Below are 17971 nucleotides of genomic sequence, written 5' to 3'. Positions count from 1 at the left end.
TCGCTACGACAAGACGGCCACCATCTACCTGGCCGGCCTCCACCTCGCCGCCATCTTCATCTGGTCGGCGAGATGATCCGGAGGAAACGGCCTAGCCCCACTGCGGCTCCGAGCCGCGCCCCGGCCCGCCCGTCTTCGTCAGAGCCCGGGCGGCAGGCCCAGTACGGCGCACCCGGCGCCAGCGACCCGCTCGGGTGCGTCCGCAGTCAGCGGGGAGGGCAGCAGCATGTGGCTGATGGTCAGCCGTACGACGAGGTCGGCGGCCTCCACCTGCCGCTCCCGCGCCACGTCCGGCACCACCTCGCCCAGCCAGTCCGCAAGCAGCCGCCACGCGCTGGTGAAGACGGGTTCGGGCCTGCTCGTCAGGAACGGCAGCAGCGCGTCCGTACCGCCGCGCGCCGCGGTCAGCACCGCGCCGATGAAGGGATTGGCGTCCGCCTCGGCCAAGGCGTGGGCGACCCCGGCCCGCAGCGCCGCGCCGAGGTCGTCTCGGCGGGCGTCCAGCACCATGGCGACGCCGGTCAGGAACTGGTCCGTCTCGCGCAGCACGAGCGCCTGCCCGATGCCCGCCCGGTCACCGAACTCCTTGTAGATCGATGGCCGGGACACCTCCGCCCGCAGCGCGAGATCGGCCACCCGCACCCGGTCCCAGCCGCCCTCGGCGGCCAGTGCGCGGGCTTCCTGGAGCACCCGCTCCCGCATCTGCCTGCGCCAGGCCACCCGGGGCGGATCGGGCCGGGGACCGGGCGGGAGGGGGAAAGGTCGGCTGCGCACCCCGGCAGTGTGCCACCGCCCGCACCCACCCGCCCACACCATAATTCTGATGACCAGTCAGAACATTGACATGGGGCCCCCTTTGTCAGCGCCGTCCTCCCCGTGGCACTGTCGGCCCGCCCCCTCACGCGCGCCTTCGCCGGTCCAGGACCGGGCGGCGGGAGCACGCGTCCCCCCCTTCAAGGAGTCCTCATGGAGCCAGCGCCGAATGACGCCCGCGCCTGGCGGGATCCCAGACGTCCCCTGTGGCCGCTCGCCCTCGCGGTACCGACACTGCCCTTCCAGGCCGGCGGCCTCGTGGCCCTCACCCACGTGCATGCGTTCTGGTGGTGGGGTCCCTTCTTCGCCTTCGTCCTCGTCCCGCTCGTCGACTGGCTGACCGGCCCGGACGGCGCCAACCCGCCGGACGAGGCCGTGCCGCGGCTGGAGGCCGACCGCTACTACCGCTGGTGCACCTACCTGTACCTTCCGATCCAGTTCGGTGCCCTCGTGTGGGCCTGCGCCCAGTGGGCGACCGGCCGCCTGCCGGTGGCCGACAGCCTCGGACTGGCCGTGACGACCGGGGTCGTGGCGGGCGTCGCCATCAACACCGCCCACGAACTCGGCCACAAGCGCGAGCAGTTGGAGCGACGAATGAGCCGGATGGCGCTCGCGCAGACGTGGTACGGCCACTTCTACGTCGAGCACAACCACGGCCATCACATCCGGGTCGCCACACCGCAGGACCCGGCCAGCAGCCGCATGGGCGAGAGCTTCTGGCGGTTCCTGCCGCGCACGGTGTGGGGCAGCCTGCGCTCGGCCTGGGAGCTGGAGGCGCGACGGCTTACCCGGCGCAAGCGCGCCGTGTTCGGCCCGCACAACGAGATCCTGACCGCGTGGGCGCTCTCGGCCGCGCTGTTCACCGTGCTCACGGCGGCGTTCGGCTGGCGGGTCCTGCCCTACCTGCTGCTCCAGGCCGTCCTCGGCTTCTGCCTGCTGGAGACGGTCAACTACCTCGAACACTACGGCCTGTTGCGGCGGCGGCGCCCGGACGGGCGCTACGAGCGGGTCGCCCCCCGCCACAGCTGGAACAGCGACAACACGGTCAGCAACCTGTTCCTCTTCCAGTTGCAGCGCCACTCCGACCATCATGCCAACCCGCTGCGCCGCTACCAGACCCTGCGCCACTTCGACGAGGCGCCCCAACTGCCCTCGGGATACGCCACCATGATCGTCCTGGCCTGGTTCCCGCCGCTGTGGCGCAAGGTGATGGACCGCCGGCTGCTCGCCCACTACGACGGCGACCTCACCCGGGCCAACCTTCACCCGCCCCTGCGGCGCCGCCTCTACGGCGACACGGACCTCGCGCCGGAGGCGTCGGTGGGGAGACGACGGGCCGGCTGACCACCGGTGACTGCGCTAGCGAGTCCGGCGCAGCCGCACCAGCGCGCTCGCGCGGTCGCCGCGCGGCAGTTCGGGCACCCGGCGCCCGAAGCCGGTCAGGGTCGCCCCCGACCACTCGGCGCCGGTGTCCTCGTCCCGGTAGCGGGCCCGCGGGTCCAGGCCGCGCAGCCGCAGCGGCCGGTGGGCGGGAGCGAAGAGCGGTCCGGTGCACGACGCGGCCGTCGAGCCGCTCCTTGAGCGGCCGGGCCGCGGCCCGGCCGACGTCCTCGGCCGGATACCGGATCGTGGTGAGCTGCGGCTGCAGCAGGGAGGCGAAGGAGGTGTCGTCGTAACCGACCGGAGCCATCTCGCCGGGCACGTCGACGCCCAGCTCACGCACCTTGTCGAGGGCGCCGACCGCGATCACGTCGTTGACGCAGAAGACGGCGTCAGGCCGGTAGCGCCGGGACATCAGCTCGGCGAACCCCGCGGCCCCCCGCCTCCCGGGTGTGCTCGCCCCGGATCACCAGCTCACGCGGCGGCGAGGTGCCGAACTGCCGGGGAGGGCGCGCAGGAGTTCCAGCCGTGGGTCTCCCCCGGTGGCGTCGCGCGGCCCCGCGATCATGGCAACCCGGCACCGCTGGGCCGCGGTCACCCGCTCCAGCGCCTGCCGGGTGGCCGAGCGCGCCTCGGGCGTCACCAGGTCGACGGACTTCCCCATGCCGGAGGTGACGCGCCGCGAACGGCGCCTGAACTCTGGCCTTCAACGTGACGACCGTCGACACGGGCGAGGACATGGGCCCCTTCGAGATCGCCCCCGGCACCCAGTGGGAGGACAGCCCCGAGTTCGAGCACGGCATGTTCCCGCCCCGGTCGCAGTACGGCCGCTACGTGGGGCGCGCGGTGCGCAAGTTCCCGCAGCGGGGGGACATATCCGCCCGTACGGCCCTGACGATCCACCGTGGCACGGCAAACCGGTCGGCCGTCCCCCGCCCCGTGCTCGTCCTCGGCGTCGACGGGCCGGACGCGACCAACGGCGAGCGGCACGACATGGCGGTCACCCAGGGCTACTGGGACACCTTGCCCCACCGGGTGCGCCGGCACCTGACCTGCCCGGTCGTCCGGGAGCTGACGCCGGTGACGCAGAAGCACACCATCGAGGGCCTGGTCATGGGCGACGCCTGAGACCCTGCGACACGCGTGTGGGCCCGGTGCCGTCCCCACGGCACCCGGCCCGCACGCGTCACCCGCCCGGCCTGAGCGGCTCTCAGCCCTTCAGACCCGACCGCGAGACCCCTTCGATCACCCAGCGCTGGGCCACCACGTACAACAGCAGCACCGGGACGCTGGCGATGACGGCCCCGGCCATCAGCAGGTCGTAGTGGATGTTGTTGGCGCTCTGGAAGTTCGCCAGACCAGCCGGGAGGGTCAGCGAGTCTGCACTGATCAGGACGTACAGCGGCCACAGGAAGTCGTTCCAGTTGGCGAGGAAGGACAGCAGTCCCAGCGTGGCCAGCGCGGGCTTGGCCAGCGGCAGGACCACCTTGATGAAGATCTGCCACCGGTTGCAGCCGTCGATCTCCGCCGCCTCTTCCAGCTCGCCCGGCAGGGTCAGGAAGAACTGCCGCAGGAAGAACACGCCGAAGGCGCTCGCCGCGCCCGGCACGATCACCGCGGGCAGGCTGTCCACCCAGGCCAACTCGTTGACGATGAGGAAGTTGGGGATGAGCAGGACCATCGGCGGCACGAACAGGGTGGCCACCACCGCCGTGAAGATCAGCGTGCGGCCCCGGAACCGCATCCGGGCCAGCGCGTACGCGGCCGGGGTGGCCGTCACCAGGACCAGCAGCATGTGCGCGGTGGCCGCGAGCACGCTGTTCAACAGCCACCGCAGCACCGGGCTGTCGGTGGCGCCGAGCACCGTCTCGTAGGCGTGCAGCGTGGCCGGGGACGGAACCCAGTCGGGAGTGGTGGCGCCGGCGTCCTCGCTGCTCTTGAACGACGTGACCAGCATGTACACCAGCGGGCTGAGGTACAGGGCCGCCACCACGGCGAGAATCAGGTGCAGCAGGGACCGCCGCAGCCTGCGCCGAGCGGTGGCCCCGGGCGGCGCGTCGGTCGCAACGGGTGCGTCCGGCCGCCGACCCTTGGAGGCCGCGGTGTGTCGGTGCTGGGTGAGCTGAGTCTCGGTCATCGGTGCTCCTGCCGCTCGCGGAAGACGCGGAAGACGACGGCGCTGGCGGCCATGAGCGCCAGGGCGAGGATGAAGCTCATCGCCGACGCCGAGCCCATCTCGAAGCGCCGCAGCCCGGTCTCGGCGATCAGGAAGATCGCCGTCTTGGTCTCGTCGGCCGGCGCTCCCGCGGTGATCAGGTACGACTGGCCGAACATGTTGGCCGAGGCCAGCAGCGTGGAGTTGACCACGAACAGGGCCACCGGCCGCAGACCGGGCAGCGTGACGTGCAGGAACCGCTGCCAGGCGTCGGCGCCGTCCACCTTGGCCGACTCGTACAGCTCGGCGGGGATGTCCTGGAGACCGGCGAGGTAGATCACCGCGTTGAAACCGAGCGTCCACCACACCGTGACCAGCACCAGCGCCCACCAGGCGGCCGGGGTGTCGGTGGTCCACTGGATGTCGTCGGGCAGGCCGAGCAGCCCCAGATAGTGGTTGACGAGGCCGATGTTGCCGTCGAGCAGGAAACGCCACAGCAGGCCGACCACAGCGACGCCCAGCACGTACGGGGCGAAGTAGACCGCCCGGTACAGGTTGCGCCCGCGGAACTTGCCGTTCATCAGCAGGGCCACCAGCAGCGGCACCACCAGCAGCAGCGGCAGGGACAGCGCGGTGAACACGCCGGTGGCGCGCATCGCCCGCCAGAACCTGGGGCCGTCCACGCTGTCCGGATCGAACAGCGTGCGGTAGTTGTCGAGGCCGACGAACGGCTTGGCGGGGAGGTTGATGTCCCAGTTGTGGAAGCTGATCCACAGCCCGTAGCCGATGGGAGCCACCACGAAGGTGAGGAAGAGCGCCAGGTACGGCGCCATGAACACGTACGGAGTCCACCACCGGTAGCGGTCGGCGCGGGGCGGTGTGCCGCCCCGCGCCGACCGGACCCGCGTGGCGGACGGCCCGGCTGTCAGCCGTTGCACCACGGGGACCGCCTCACTTCGCGTACTTCTGCTTGTTGTCGGCCAGGACCTTGTCGGCGGTCCGCACACCCTCGGCGAGCGCGTCGGCCGGCGACTTCTGACCCAGCACCGCCTGCTGGACGGCCAGCTCCAGCGCCTTGGTCTGGACGTCGCCGACTCCGGGCAGGGCGGGCAGGAACCGGAAGACCTCCACGTCCTCGGCGAGCCTGATCTGCGGCAGCTTCGCCACCTCCGGCGCGGCGCGGACGGTGTTGCGGGCGGGGATCATGCCGGCTTTGGCCCACTCGGTGGAGCGGGCGCTCATGTAGTCGATGAAGAACTTGGCGGCTTGTACCTTGTGCTTGTCCCGCCCGGCCTGGGTGGTGAGGACGAAGTTGTGGCCGGCCGTCCACACCGCGGCCTTCCCGCCGATGACGGGCACCGACGACAGGTGCCAGTCGACGCTCTTGGCGGTCTCCTTGAGGTCGTTGATCTGCCAGATGCCGTCCCAGGTGAAGCTGACCTTGTTGTTCTTGAAGGCGTTGTACTGGGCGTCCTGCGCGACCTGTGCGGGGCTGTGACCCTTGCGGATCTGCTCCACCATCCAGTTCAGGGCCTGCTCGCCGGCGTCGCCGCCCCACAGCGCCCTGGTGCCCTCCTCGTCGTACAGTTCACCGCCGAACTGCCACAGCAGGGTCATGAACATCAGGTGGGCGGGCCACTTGTTGGGCATCCAGAACGGGTGGGCGACGCCGGCGCCCTTCAGCTCGCCCAGCGCGTCCTCGAAGCCGGAACGGTCCTTGGGCGCCTCCTTCAGACCGGCTTTCGACAGGTGGCGGGCGTTCCAGTAGTCGGCCAGGCAGTGCACGTCGAGCGGCACGCTGTAGCGCTTGCCGTCGTAGACGCCGGCCTGCCACACGGCGGGGATGAAGTCGGACTCGCTCAGCCCGAGGGCGCCCACGACGTCGTCGAGCGGGATGAGGGTGCGGCGCGCGGCGAAGGTGGCGATCTGGTCGTTGTGGATGACTGCGACGTCCGGTCCCTTGCCCGCGGCGATCGCGGTGGGCATCGCCGGGTAGAAGTCGGCCCACTGGCGGGTGGTGTTCCTGACCTCGATACGGCCGGAGTAGCGCTGGTTGAACGAGCGCAGCATCGCCTGCATGTGCGGGCCGTCGCCGCCGGTGAAACCGTTCCAGTACTCCAGCGTGACCTTGGGTCCCTTGTACTCGCCGCCGCTGAAGGTGGGCGCGGCGTCGGTGCCGCCCTGGTCGGCACCGATCTTGGTGCCTCCGCTGCACGCGGTGAGCAGGCCCGCGGCGGCTGCGGCCGAGGCACCCAGCAGGGTTCTGCGGGGGAGGCGTCCGTCGGGTGTGGTGGTGCGCATGTCGTTGCTCCTCGAAGACAGGCCCGCTGCCGGGCCCGGGGACGGTGGAACCGGGTTCAGCGCGTGGCCAGGCGGATCATGCTCCAGGACACGGGGGGAAGTTCGACGGTGAGCGCACCGTCGCCCGCCTCGGTTTCCCCCACCGGGTGCGGGCGGACCCGGTCGGGCTGCTCGGCGGTGTTGGCCGCGGTCGGATCGGCGTCGTGCAGCAGCAGGTGCTCGGCCACCCGGGCACCGGGGAAGGCCCGCAGGTCGGCGGTGAGGGTCAGCGGACGCGTGCGGTCGCGGTTGACGGCGAACAGCACCACCTCCCCGGTCTCCTCGTCATGGGTGGCGGTCGCCCACAGGGCGGGCACCTCGCCGTACCGGGCGGTATCCACCACCGGGGAGTCCGGCTCGACGCGCAGCACGGTCCCGCGGGCGTGCCGCGCGGTCCGGGCGAAGGGGTGGAAGATCGTCTGCCGCCAGGCCGGGCCTTGCTCCCGGGTCATGATCGGCGCGATGACGTTCGCCAGCTGTGCCTGGCACGCGGCGCCCACACGGTCGGCGTGGCGCAGCAGGGTGATCAGCAGGCTGCCCACGACGACGGCGTCGGTGACGTCGTACACGTCCTCGATCAGTCCGGGTGCCGGGCGCCAGTCGAGGGAGTGCTCGCCGCCGAACCTGCTCTGGTACCAGACGTTCCACTCGTCGAAGGAGAGTTTGATCTTCTTCTTGTTGCGCAGCTTGGCGCCCACGTGGTCGGCCGTCGCCGTGACCGCCTCGATCATCTGGTCCATCTCGGCGGCACTGGCGAGGAATGAGTCGGTGTCCCCGCCGACCGGCTCGTAGTAGGCGTGCAGGGAGACGTAGTCGACGAACTCGTAGGTGTGCTCCAGGACCGTCGCCTCCCAGTGGGCGAAGGTGTCGATGTAGGCGTTGGAGCTGCCGCACGCGACCAGTTCGAGCGACGGGTCGAAGCGCTTCATGGCCCGCGCGGTCTCGGCGGCCACCCGGCCGTACTCGTGCGCCGTCTTGTGGCCCATCTGCCACGGGCCGTCCAGTTCGTTGCCCAGGCACCACATCCGCACGTCGTGGGGCTTCTCCGCGCCATGGGAGCGGCGCAGGTCGGACAGGGTCGTGCCGGAGGGGTAGTTGGTGTACTCCAGCAGGTCGAGCGCCTCGGCGGTGCCGCGGGTGCCGAGGTTGACGGCCATCATCGGTTCGACGCCCGCCTTGCCGGCCCAGGTCATGAACTCGTTGAGGCCGAAGGCGTTGGACTCGACGCTGCGCCAGGCGAGGTCCAGCCGGCGGGGGCGGTCCTCCCGGGGCCCGACGCCGTCCTCCCAGCGGTAGTTGGACACGAAGTTGCCGCCGGGGTAGCGCACGACGGTGACGCCGAGTTCGCGCACCAGGTCCAGGACGTCGGTGCGGAAGCCGTCCGCGTCGGCCGTGGGATGACCGGGCTCGTAGACGCCGGAGTAGACGCACCTGCCCATGTGCTCGACGAACGAGCCGAACAGTCGTCGGTCAACGGTCCCGACCCGGAAGGCCGGGTCCAGGGTGAGGCGGGCCGTGGGCATGAAGCAGGGCTCCTGGGGTGTCGTCGGGACGGTGGGGCGGGCACTGCCGGCCAGCGCGTCAGTGTCCCGGTGTTTGCGGTCGGCGGCGTCCGCAGGGCTCGGGGAGAGACGCGAACGCCGTTGCCCGTTACGATTACATCGTTGAAACAGCGTCGTAAATAGGCTTCGCCAAGGTTCTTTCCACAATGTGTCCGACGGCGGCCGGGGCGGGGCCGCGCCCGTGTGCGACGGTGAGTGACGTCACGGGGCAGAGAGCACCCGGGGGTGCGATGGAGGTGAGCAGGGTGGGGGCGAGTCTGAAGGACGTCGCGGCACTGGCCGGCGTGTCCGTCAAGACGGTGTCCAACGTTGTCAACGGCTACACGTACGTGGCGCCGCCGACGCGGGAGAAGGTCGAGCGGGCCCTGGCCGAACTCGACTACCGGCCCAACCTCTCGGCGCGCAACCTGCGCCAGGGCCGCACCGGGGTGATCGCGCTGGCGCTGCCCGAGCTGGACGCGCCCTACTTCGCCGAACTGAGCCGTTTCGTGATCGACGCCGCCACCGACCGCGGCTGGACCGTGCTCATCGAGCAGACCGACGGCCTGCCCGAGCGGGAACGGGAAGTGCTCGACGGGATCCGGGAGCAGCGCATCGACGGGCTGATCTTCAGCCCGATCGCGGTGGGCGGCGACGAGCTGGCGGCCCGCACGGACACCACGGCACTGGTCCTGCTCGGCGAGCGCGTGCTGGACCGGCCCACCCACCACGTGGCCATCGACAACCAGCGGGCCGCCCGGGAGGTCACCGAGCACCTGATCGCGTGCGGGCACACCCGGATCGCCGCCATCGGCCGGCAGGACAACCCGAGCGCGAACACCGCGCACCTGCGTCTCGCCGGCTACCGCGAGGCGCTGGAGGCAGCGGGCCTGCCCTACGACGAGCGCCTGGCTCCGCCGACCGCGACCTACCACCGTGCCGACGGCGCGCAGGTGATGCGGCACCTGCTGGACCTGCGGGAGCCCCCGCAGGCCGTCTTCTGCTTCAACGACCTGCTGGCCCTGGGCGCGCTGCGCACCGCGCTCTCCAGCGGACTGCGCGTGCCGCAGGACGTCGCGCTGGCCGGCTTCGACGACATCGAGGACGGCCGCTACAGCACCCCGACCCTCACCACCATCTCCCCCGACAAGGCGCAGATCGCCCAGGTCGCCGTGGACATGCTGGACGCCCAGCTGAACGGCGTTCGGCGCATGGGACGGCGGCGCGCGGAAGCACGGGAGGTGGCGGCCGACTACCGGTTGCTCGTACGGGAGAGCACCCGGCCGAAGCGATGACCTCCGCACCGTCCGCGCCAGGGGGCGGGCCGGGCGACGGCACCGCCCCCCGGACAAGGCGAGCTGCCGCGTGCCGGCGCACGACGGGATGCCCTTCCCTGCCTCGCACCCGGCGCCTTCCTCCCGCCGGACCAGGTCCCGCGACCCTCGTACCGCCCTTCACTTCGCTTTCGAACGGTCCTCGATACGCGCGCTCGGCGAGCGCGGTCCGCCGGCGACGTTGTCCAGTCGTGGGCGGGTCTCCTCGGGCGAGCATCTGCTCGGCGAACCGTCGACTGCGGCGCCCAGAGCCCTCAGGCACGCGGTGGATCCTGCCGGCCGTGCGGCGCACCGGCCCCTCCCGGTATTCGGCCCGCACGACGCACCGCCGTCGGCTGTGAAGCCGCCCGCACCGGGAGCGATGGGCATGTTTGCGGCCTGCAGGCCGGACACCGGTGCTCTGCAGCGCGCCCGGGATGATTCCGCCGCCGTCGCGGGAGGCGGGTGACTTGACACTCACATATGAAAGTGGTTGATTACTTCCATGAGTACCGCGAGGACAAGGCAACGCTCCACGGCTGAGGAGCGGCGGGCCACCGTGATGAGCACGGCGATCAAGACTTTTGCGGTGCGGGGCTACTACGGCACCTCAACCATGGATGTCGCCAAGGCCGCCGGGATCTCGCAGGGCTACCTCTACCGGCTCTTCCCGGACAAGGAAAGCCTGTTCGCTGCGCTGATCGACCACTGCTCTCACCTACTGCGAGAAGCCGCCGCCACCGCAGTGGCCAGGGTTCCCACCACCGACCCGGAAGCCGTCCTTGCCGCACTCAGCTCCTCCTATGAGGACGTCATCGCCGACCGTGACGTGCTGATGATCCTGATGCACGGCAACTGCGCGGCCGGCGAGCCTGTCATCGGCGAGGCCGTCCGCACCTGCTACGCCAAGCAGGTTGAGTACATCCGGGCCGTCTCCGGAGCCTCCGACGATCAGCTGCGCCGCTACTTCGCCGACGCCCTGCTCGGCAACGTAGTGCTGGCCGTCGGCGCCGACACGGTGGACGCTCCCTGGGCACGCACTCTACGCGGCTGAGCCCTCACCACCCCAGGCCGCTTCGGCGGCCTTTTCTCTGATCTATGAAGTAAGCGGTCAACCGCTTACTACAGTCGAGAGGACTTGTGATGACCAAGCGTCGGGGAACCGGGCTGCTGCTCGCTCTCCTGGCCTTCGCGCAATTCATCAGCGCGATCGACTACAACATCGTCTACGTGGCGCTCCCCGAAATCGGCCGCGCCGTCGGGTTCGACGCCCGCAGCCTGCAGTGGGTTGTCAGCGCCTACGCCGTCGCGTTCGGGGGGTTCCTGCTTCTGGGCGGCCGTATGGCCGATCTGCTGGGCCGTCGCCGCATGTTCGCCACAGCGCTCGCTCTCTACGGGCTGGCCTCGCTCGCAGGCGGCCTCGCCACGGGACCGGGCCTGCTGGTCGCGGCCCGCGCTGTTCAGGGCATCGGCGGAGCCCTGCTGCTGCCCGCCACTCTCTCGCTGATCAACACCAGCTTCGACGAGGGCGCCGAACGCAACCGGGCCCTGGCCGTGTGGGGCGGCGCCGGTGCGGTCGGGCTCGCCCTGGGGTCGCTCCTGGGCGGCGTGCTCACCAATTACCTCGGCTGGGAAGCCGTTTTCTATGTCAACGTGCCGCTGGCGCTCGGAGCGGCGGCCGTCGCGTGGAAGACCATCACGCCGGACGCGCCCCGCGAACGCGGCCGCGGCTTCGACATCACCGGCGCGCTGTCGGCGACGGTCGGCTTCACCGCCCTCGTCTTCGGCGTGGTGCAAGGGCCCGAGATGGGATGGTTCTCCGTCCAGGTCCTGGCCACTCTCTTGGCGGGGTTGGCCCTCATCGGCGTCTTCCTCGCTGTGGAGGCCCGCACGGCGCATCCGCTCATGCCGCTGCGGCTGCTGCGCAACCGCAATCTCGTGGCCGCGATGGGCGTCACCTTCATCTTCATGGGCACCTTCGGCGCGCAGTACTACTTCTTCACGCTGTATCTCCAGACCGTGCACCAGTACAGCGCAATGGCCACCGGCCTGGCCTTCCTGCCATCCGCGCTGACCGGCATGGCGGGCACGAAGGTCAGCGAAAAGCTCCTCGGGCGGGTGGGCACGCGCACGACTTTGGTGACCGGGCTGGTGCTGGGCGCCGCAGGTATGGCCGTGCTGGCCCTGGCCCTGTCACCCGCCGGACACTACCCCGCACTGCTTCCGGGCATCGTCCTGCTCGGCCTCGGGCAGGGCCTGGCCTGGACCGCCATGTTCGCTGCGGCCGGTACCGGCGTCGACGCGCATCATCAGGGCATTGCCTCCGCCATGGCCTCCACCACTCAGCAGATCGGCAGCGCCGTCGGCCTGGCCGTCCTGATCGCCGTGGCCTCCCACGGCACCCACGCCATCGCCGGACCCAGCCTCGTGCCCGGACTGCGCACCGCCGGATTCACTGCGGCGGCTCTCACTCTGCTCGGTGTGGCCATCGCGCTCACACTGCGACGCGAGGGGACCGCCCGTCCGGCAGCCGGCAGCGACGAAGACGTCGACACGCGGACCACCCATCCCGCTCTCTCTCCCTGACGCGGACGACGGCCGCTCCTCCCGGATCCGGAGCGGCCGTCGGGCCGTTGTGCTGGACACAACACGTTCACAGCCTCGAAGACCACGTCGACCAGCCAGTCGAGCTCCATGCGGAGGGCAGGCGTATCAGAAGCAGCCCCTGGCCGATGGAGAGTCGGTGACGACGCGCGGTGCGCCTTTCGAAAGATGAGGAGCTCCTGGCGGTCGGCGGTAGATGTGCGAGGCGGGTGTGGTCGTCCAGGGCAGTATGCAGGTGGACGTATGCGCCGTTGCGGCGGGTCCTTGGTGGGCTGCCGGCCGCGCGGCCCAGCACCTTGTGGCCGCCCTCGTCGGGGATTCCGCCCAGCTACTTGACGTCGATGTGGACCAGTTGCCCGGGCCGGGCGCCCAGCCCAGCGTGGTGAGGCGGTGCCGGACGAGGATGCGATGGGCGGTGGAGGCGGCGATGTTGCAGTGGGCGGCCAGCCGCACCGGCCCGATGCGGTGCTCGTGCCGCAGACGCAGAACGTGTGCCTCGACGGCGGCCGGGGCGCGGCAGGGCTGGTGGTGGGGGCGGCTGGAGCGGTCGTGCATCCCGGCCTCGCCGAGCTGAACGGCACACCCGGATCAACGGCCGAAGGACACCGACCGGATCGCCGTTCGTCAGATCGCCTGTCCTGTATGCAGACGTCGCACGTCCCGCCCGAGCGCATACAAGGCGCTGAGGAAAATCGCAGCTCCAGCTGCCATCCGGAGTGCCGATGCTTCGGAGCGGTACTCGCGAACGGCGCCAGCGAGCATCACCGTGCCGGCAAGAACGCCAAAGGCCGAGATCAGAGCGCTGACGCGGTTGGTCATACGAGCATCATCCCCGACGACCTCGGCCAGCGGGGGTGATCTGAAAGAATCAGCTGGGCGAAGCCGGGCTGGACGAGACCGAGCGCGGCCTGGACTGCCCGGACGCTCAACCCTCATGTGCTTGAGAGCTGGTCCGAGAAGAACAGGCCGCGCCCGAACCAGCCGGACGACCAGCGTATCTGGGCCGAGGACCCTACGGCACCCGGGTCTTCACCGTGCGCTCCGCACCGGCCACCGGAGCATCCGAGGGCCGCTTCAGCCGGCCCTGGATACGACCCTCAACGGCTCGCCGGAGTGACCACGCCTCAGATGAGCAGCCGGAATGACACAGGTCCTGCTCACCGACACTATGAGCAGGACCTGTGGTCACCGGCCGAAGGCGGAGACCATGTCCTCGGTGCCACCCCCCAGAGCCTCGATGGCAATCAGCGGGTTCCAGAAGTCGACGTAGCGACTGATCTTCCCATCGACGGTTTCGACGACGGAGATGTAGGTCTGGTTGTAGGGTCGCCCGGTCGTACGCGCGGTACCGACGCTCTGGAACTCGGCGATGACCAGCGACGGGTCGGCGGTCTCGTGAAAGCGCAGGTTGGTGAACTCAACCTCGAAGTGCTCGGGGAAGTTCTGCATGTAGGCGAACAGTTCCTCCTTGCCGGCGACCCGCTTCGGGTATCCGTCCGGCCCGTAGGGGAACTCGAGCACACCGTCCTCGGTGAACAGGTCCACCCACTCCGCGATGCGGCCGGCCGACAGACGGTCCAGGTGATTGCGGAAGGTCTCCTGCGCGGCTGCGCGGACCGAGTCAACGCTGTCGACTGCGATGGTGTCGGTCATGGTGAATCCGTTACCTTTCTTGCCCATGAGAAAAGCGGTTGTTCACTTACTGTCCTGACGAACAGACACGGCCAATGCTCCGAACCTGCACAGAGCCGTGGTCGTATGTAAGTAATTAACCACTCGCATACGCTTGATGTCAACCGGGGCCACATCACCACACGCGGCACCCGCCAACCGGACCGAGCCTCCGCTTCAGTCGCACGATGGGCACCCCGCAGAGCTGCAAGTGCGGGCTGGTCGCCGCGTCGCTGTGGCAGATGGTGCCGACGGCCTGGATGCAGGCGACCGCCTGGGTGGTGTCGGCCGACTGGGCGGCGGCACCCGCGGACGGCACTCGCGGGGGCGGCGGTGACCGTGCCGCCGACGATGGGGGCGTTTCGAGTCCCGTTCGTTGCGGGACGTCAACTCGCCGCCCGGCGCCCCCACGCCGTCCCCGCCAGCACCAGCGCGCCGCCCGCGAGTCCGACCGCGCCCAGCCGCTCCCCGCCGAGCGCGATTCCGGCCGCGGCGGCCCACAGCGGTTCGGTGCCCAGCAGCAGGCTGACCCGGGACGGGGAAGTACGGCGCACGGCCCACATCTGCACGAAGAAGGCGAACAGCGTGCAGCACACGGACAGGAACACCAGCCCCGCCCACTCGCGCGCGCCGAACGCGGCGGCGGTCTCCCAGGGCGTGGTGTCGGCACCGGTCGACAGCAGCGCGAACACCGCCACGGAGGTGCCCAGTTGGACGGTGGTCAGCGGCAGCGCGGGCGCGCCCTGGACCGCCTTCACGCGGGACATGGCGAGGACGTGCACGGTACGGGCGAGCGCGGCGAGCAGCATGAGCAGGTCGCCGAGGGAGGGCCGGGTGAAGCCGCCGCCCTGGGTGAGCAGGACGACTCCGAGCACCGAGAGCGCGGCGGCGGCAAGGAAGCCGCGCGAGGGCCGGGTGCGGGTCACGGCGGACTCCGCGAGCGGGGTGAAGATCATGGTGAGGCTGATGATGAGGCCCGCGTTGGTCGCCGAGGTGTGCACGACGCCGTACGTCTCCAGCAGGAAGATCCCGCCGAGGATCAGCCCGAGCAGCGCGGCCCCGCGCCACTGGGCCGGGGTGAGGTCGCGCAGCGCCCGCCGGCCGGCGACCACCAGCACGGGCAGCACCAGCGCGAACCGCAGCACGAGCACGGCCAGGACGGTCCGGGCGGTGGTGATGTCCTTGGCGGCGAGATAACTGCCGCCCCAGACCACCGCCACCAGCAGCACGGGCAGGTCGGTGAGCCAGGCACGGCGGGGCGCGAACGCGCCCGGTACGGCGATCGAGGAGGACATGCGGCGTGGACCTTCGTCTCCGGCATCGGGGTGCGGAGACGGCGGTGGCTCGCACGGGGGTGATCACCGTACCGGTGCGGCCGGCCGGCGGCCAGATGTTTCCGGCAGGGCGCCGGCGATCCACCGGAAGCGCGGGTGCGTGCGCACACCGAACGCGCCGGCTGACCGGTTCCGGCGGGGCCGCGCGACGCTCAGGCGTCCTCGGGCAGGTCGAAGGAGCCGTACTCGGGGCGTCCCGCCACGTCGTAGGACTGGATGGAGACGCCGGTGGTGGTGACGCGGCCGCCGGTGTGGCGGAAGGCGGTCGGGGCGGCGCCGTCGGCGAAGAAGCGACGGCCGGTGCCGAGGACGACCGGGAAGGTGAGCAGGTGGACGGTGTCGACGAGGCCCAGGTCGAGCAGGGACTGGACCAGCGCGCCGCTGCCGTGCGTCTGGACTTCGCCGTCGGTGCGCTCCTTGAGGGCCGTGACCTCCTTGGCGAGGTCGCCGCGGAGCACGGTGGTGCCGGACCAGCCGGGCTCGGCGAGGGTGCTGGAGGGGACGTACTTCGGCAGCCGGTTCAGGGGGCCGGCGACCGGGTCGTCCGGGTCGGTGACCTTCGGCCAGTAAGAGGCGAAGATGTCGTAGGTGCGGCGGCCGAGCAGGAAGGCGCCGACGCGCCCGAAGACGTCGTCGATGAACCGGCCGAAGTCCTCGTCGGCGTACGGGAAGACCCAGCCGCCGTGGGGGAAGCCGTCGCGGGTGTCCTCCTGGGGGCCGCCCGGAGCCTGGTAGACGCCGTCGAGGGTGACGAAGATGGTGGAGACGAGCTTGCCCATGGCGGGTGCCTTTCGTGGAGCGCGGGGTCTGCTGTCATCAGGGCAGACCCCGCGGGGCCCCGCAACTCATCGGTCCGGCCGGTGGTCGTCGGTCCGGCCCGTGCTCCCCGGTTCACCCGCCCGTTTCCCGGCCTCACCCCGTGTGCGTGGAGAACAGGCCGCCGGTCGGGCCCTGCTTGTCGCCGCCCTGGGCCTTCTTCAGGGCGTTGGCCAGGCTCTCGATGGTCAGGGACTGGAGGATCACCCGGCCGTTGCCCTCCAGGGTGGCCAGGGACAGGCCCTCGCCGCCGAACACGGCGTTCATCAGGCCCTGGCGGTTGAGGCCCCCGACGCGCTGGACGCCGTACTGGATGCCCTCCTCGAAGGCGACCACACACCCGGTGTCGACCTCGATGCGCCCGCCGAAGTCGGCAGGGTTGAGGTCGATGAAGTTGCCCGCGCCCGCGATGATCACCGTGCCGCGCCCGGTGAACTTCTCCAGGATGAAGCCCTCGCCGCCCTTCATGCCGGTGCGTCCGCCCTGGAAGGCGATGCCGAAGTCGACGGTGGACTCGGCGGCCACGAAGGCGTCCTTCTCGGCGAACCACGCGCGCGTGCCGTCCAGCTCCAGGGCGCGCATCTCGCCCGGGAGGACGCCCGCGAAGCCGACGGTGCCCTCGCCGCCCTGCGCGGTGAAGTACTGGAACGCGATCGACTCGCCCGCGAGCACGCGCTGGCCGACCTGCATGGCGGTGCCCATCGCCTGCCGCAGCAGACCACCCATACCACCCGCGCCGCCCGCGCCGCCCGCGCCGCCGCCCTGCGCCTGCTGGCCGCCGCCACTGTCGGAGGGGCCGGTCAGCCGGGTCTCCATGGTCACGTTCGCCGTCTTGAACAGGAACTTTCCCGCCTCGCAGTACACCGTCTGGCCGGGCTGCAGGCTCACGACCGCCATCTGCATGGCGTTGCCGACGATCTCTTGCCGAAGAGTCACACGGGGAGAACGTGAGAGGGGGACCGCCGAGTTCCGCCAAGTTCCTGACGGGGCGAGGTCGACGTCCGTTCACCGCCGGTCCGGGGGGCCGCCGGCGGCTGCAATGGGCGCATGAACTCGATGAAGCTCGAAGCGACTCTCGTCGGCAAGGTCGCGCTCGTGACGGGCGGCAGCCGTGGCATCGGCGCGGCGACCGCGCTGCGGCTCGCCCGGGAGGGTGCGAACGTGGCGGTGACGTACGTACGGGGCAAGGAGGCGGCCGAGGAGGTCGTCCGGGGTGTGGAGGCGCTGGGGCGCCGCGCGGTGGCGCTGCGGGCGGACTCCGCGGACCCGCGGGAGGCGGCCGGGGCGGTCGATCACGCGGCCGAGGCGCTCGGGGGCCTCGACGTGCTGGTGAACAACGTGGGCGTCGGTCTGCTCGGACCGCTGGACGGCATCGCGCTCGCCGATGTCGACCGGGTGCTGTCGGTCAACGTGCGCGGGGTGTTCCTGGCCTCCCAGGCGGCCGCCGCGCGCATGGCCGACGGCGGCCGGATCATCACCATCGGCACCTGCATGACCCAGCGGGTGCCCGGCCCCGGCGGCACGCTCTACGCGATGAGCAAGGCCGCGCTCACCGGCCTGACCAAGGCCCTGGCCCGTGAGCTGGGGCCGCGCGGCATCACCGCGAACATCGTCCATCCCGGCCCGATCGACACCGACATGAACCCGGCGGACGGTCCCTACGCGGCCGGCCAGGCCGCCCTGACCGCCCTGGGCCGTTTCGGCACCGCCGAGGAGGTGGCCTCCACGGTCGCCCACCTGGCGAGCGCGGCGTACGTCACCGGCGCGGAGTTCTCGGTGGACGGCGGGCACGCGGCGTAGGGGCGGGCTGCCGGCAGACGGCAGGCGGTCAGCCGGACGGCTGAGGACTGGGGACTGAGGACTGAGGACTCAGAGGGCGGCGGTCCGCCCGGGAGCGCCCGGTCCGCCGGGGAGCGCGCGGGGCGCCCCGGTCTGTCCCGACCAGGACGCCCCGCGCAGGGCCTGTCCGTCCGGTGCGCGGCCTGGAGGGACCGTGCCCTCCCC

Annotated in this window: 16 protein-coding genes and 3 pseudogenes; 6 read left to right on the top strand and 13 right to left on the bottom strand. The window is 71.1% G+C overall.

What is annotated here, in order from left to right; genetic code table 11:
• Positions 1-138: 138 nt before the first annotated feature.
• Positions 139-774: a TetR family transcriptional regulator gene (locus tag AB0K92_RS32550; protein ID WP_365928878.1), complete on the bottom strand. Its 636-nt coding sequence runs from the start codon at positions 772-774 to the stop codon at positions 139-141.
• 192 nt (positions 775-966) lie between these two features.
• Here AB0K92_RS32550 and AB0K92_RS32545 point away from each other — a divergent pair, with 192 nt between their 5' ends.
• Positions 967-2157, top strand: a complete 1191-nt coding sequence (locus AB0K92_RS32545; RefSeq protein WP_365928877.1) for an alkane 1-monooxygenase — start codon at positions 967-969, stop codon at positions 2155-2157.
• Positions 2158-2172: 15 nt separating this feature from the next.
• On the opposite strand, the gene AB0K92_RS32540 is transcribed toward AB0K92_RS32545, so the two are convergent.
• The 3 genes and pseudogenes from AB0K92_RS32540 to AB0K92_RS32530 all read right to left on the bottom strand — a co-directional run bounded on the left by AB0K92_RS32540 (position 2173) and on the right by AB0K92_RS32530 (position 2857).
• Positions 2173-2433: a GH36 C-terminal domain-containing protein gene (locus AB0K92_RS32540; RefSeq protein WP_365928880.1), complete on the bottom strand. Its 261-nt coding sequence runs from the start codon at positions 2431-2433 to the stop codon at positions 2173-2175.
• Positions 2375-2608: pseudogene (locus tag AB0K92_RS32535) on the bottom strand (substrate-binding domain-containing protein); the annotation flags it as partial. The pseudogene AB0K92_RS32535 and the gene AB0K92_RS32540, both read right to left, overlap by 59 nt.
• A 51-nt stretch (positions 2609-2659) precedes the next feature.
• Positions 2660-2857, bottom strand: coding sequence for a hypothetical protein (locus tag AB0K92_RS32530; protein WP_365928881.1), 198 nt, complete (start codon positions 2855-2857; stop codon positions 2660-2662).
• On the opposite strand from AB0K92_RS32530, the pseudogene AB0K92_RS32525 reads away from it, so the two are divergent.
• A pseudogene (locus AB0K92_RS32525) lies at positions 2847-3321 on the top strand (phytanoyl-CoA dioxygenase); the annotation flags it as partial. The gene AB0K92_RS32530 and the pseudogene AB0K92_RS32525 sit on opposite strands and share 11 nt — an antisense overlap.
• Before the next feature lie 82 nt (positions 3322-3403).
• On the opposite strand, the gene AB0K92_RS32520 reads toward AB0K92_RS32525, so the two are convergent.
• Genes AB0K92_RS32520 through AB0K92_RS32505 form a run of 4 tightly spaced genes read right to left on the bottom strand, consistent with a single transcriptional unit; the run spans position 3404 to position 8211 of the window.
• Positions 3404-4330 carry a carbohydrate ABC transporter permease gene (locus tag AB0K92_RS32520; RefSeq protein WP_365928875.1) on the bottom strand — a complete coding sequence of 309 codons (927 nt, stop codon included), beginning with the start codon at positions 4328-4330 and terminating at the stop codon, positions 3404-3406.
• Positions 4327-5289 (bottom strand): sugar ABC transporter permease, encoded by a 963-nt coding sequence (locus AB0K92_RS32515; protein ID WP_365928874.1) that lies wholly within the window; start codon positions 5287-5289, stop codon positions 4327-4329. The genes AB0K92_RS32520 and AB0K92_RS32515 overlap by 4 nt, the downstream gene beginning before the upstream one ends.
• 10 nt (positions 5290-5299) lie before the next feature.
• On the bottom strand, positions 5300-6649 hold the full coding sequence (locus tag AB0K92_RS32510) for an ABC transporter substrate-binding protein (RefSeq protein WP_365928873.1): 1350 nt from the start codon (positions 6647-6649) through the stop codon (positions 5300-5302).
• A gap of 56 nt (positions 6650-6705) precedes the next feature.
• The gene (locus AB0K92_RS32505) at positions 6706-8211 is read right to left on the bottom strand and encodes an alpha-N-arabinofuranosidase (RefSeq protein ID WP_365928871.1); all 1506 of its coding nucleotides are present in this window, start codon (positions 8209-8211) and stop codon (positions 6706-6708) included.
• Positions 8212-8495: 284 nt separating this feature from the next.
• On the opposite strand from AB0K92_RS32505, the gene AB0K92_RS32500 reads away from it, so the two are divergent.
• From AB0K92_RS32500 to AB0K92_RS32490, 3 genes are all read left to right on the top strand, one after another.
• Positions 8496-9524: a LacI family DNA-binding transcriptional regulator gene (locus tag AB0K92_RS32500; RefSeq protein ID WP_365928869.1), complete on the top strand. Its 1029-nt coding sequence runs from the start codon at positions 8496-8498 to the stop codon at positions 9522-9524.
• Positions 9525-10104: 580 nt separating this feature from the next.
• On the top strand, positions 10105-10596 hold the full coding sequence (locus tag AB0K92_RS32495; RefSeq protein WP_365928879.1) for a TetR/AcrR family transcriptional regulator: 492 nt from the start codon (positions 10105-10107) through the stop codon (positions 10594-10596).
• A gap of 89 nt (positions 10597-10685) precedes the next feature.
• Complete coding sequence (locus AB0K92_RS32490) at positions 10686-12128, top strand: MFS transporter (protein ID WP_365928868.1); 1443 nt, start codon at positions 10686-10688, stop codon at positions 12126-12128.
• Between the two features lie 181 nt (positions 12129-12309).
• On the opposite strand, the pseudogene AB0K92_RS32485 reads toward AB0K92_RS32490, so the two are convergent.
• The 5 genes and pseudogenes from AB0K92_RS32485 to AB0K92_RS32465 all read right to left on the bottom strand — a co-directional run.
• Positions 12310-12719 (bottom strand): annotated as a pseudogene (locus AB0K92_RS32485) (IS481 family transposase); the annotation flags it as partial.
• Between the two features lie 612 nt (positions 12720-13331).
• Positions 13332-13799, bottom strand: coding sequence for a nuclear transport factor 2 family protein (locus AB0K92_RS32480; RefSeq protein WP_365928867.1), 468 nt, complete (start codon positions 13797-13799; stop codon positions 13332-13334).
• 404 nt (positions 13800-14203) lie between these two features.
• Entirely contained in the window at positions 14204-15112 is a 909-nt protein-coding gene (locus AB0K92_RS32475; protein WP_365928866.1) for a DMT family transporter, read from the bottom strand.
• 191 nt (positions 15113-15303) lie between these two features.
• On the bottom strand, positions 15304-15930 hold the full coding sequence (locus tag AB0K92_RS32470; protein WP_365928865.1) for a dihydrofolate reductase family protein: 627 nt from the start codon (positions 15928-15930) through the stop codon (positions 15304-15306).
• Between the two features lie 133 nt (positions 15931-16063).
• On the bottom strand, positions 16064-16903 hold the full coding sequence (locus AB0K92_RS32465) for an AIM24 family protein (protein ID WP_365928864.1): 840 nt from the start codon (positions 16901-16903) through the stop codon (positions 16064-16066).
• 111 nt (positions 16904-17014) lie between these two features.
• Here AB0K92_RS32465 and AB0K92_RS32460 point away from each other — a divergent pair, with 111 nt between their 5' ends.
• Positions 17015-17767: an SDR family oxidoreductase gene (locus AB0K92_RS32460; protein WP_365928863.1), complete on the top strand. Its 753-nt coding sequence runs from the start codon at positions 17015-17017 to the stop codon at positions 17765-17767.
• The last annotated feature ends 204 nt before the right edge of the window (positions 17768-17971 follow it).

This window comes from Streptomyces sp. NPDC052687, assembly GCF_040678395.1.
Lineage (GTDB): Bacteria > Actinomycetota > Actinomycetes > Streptomycetales > Streptomycetaceae > Streptomyces.
This window is presented reverse-complemented; position numbering and strand designations above follow the sequence as displayed.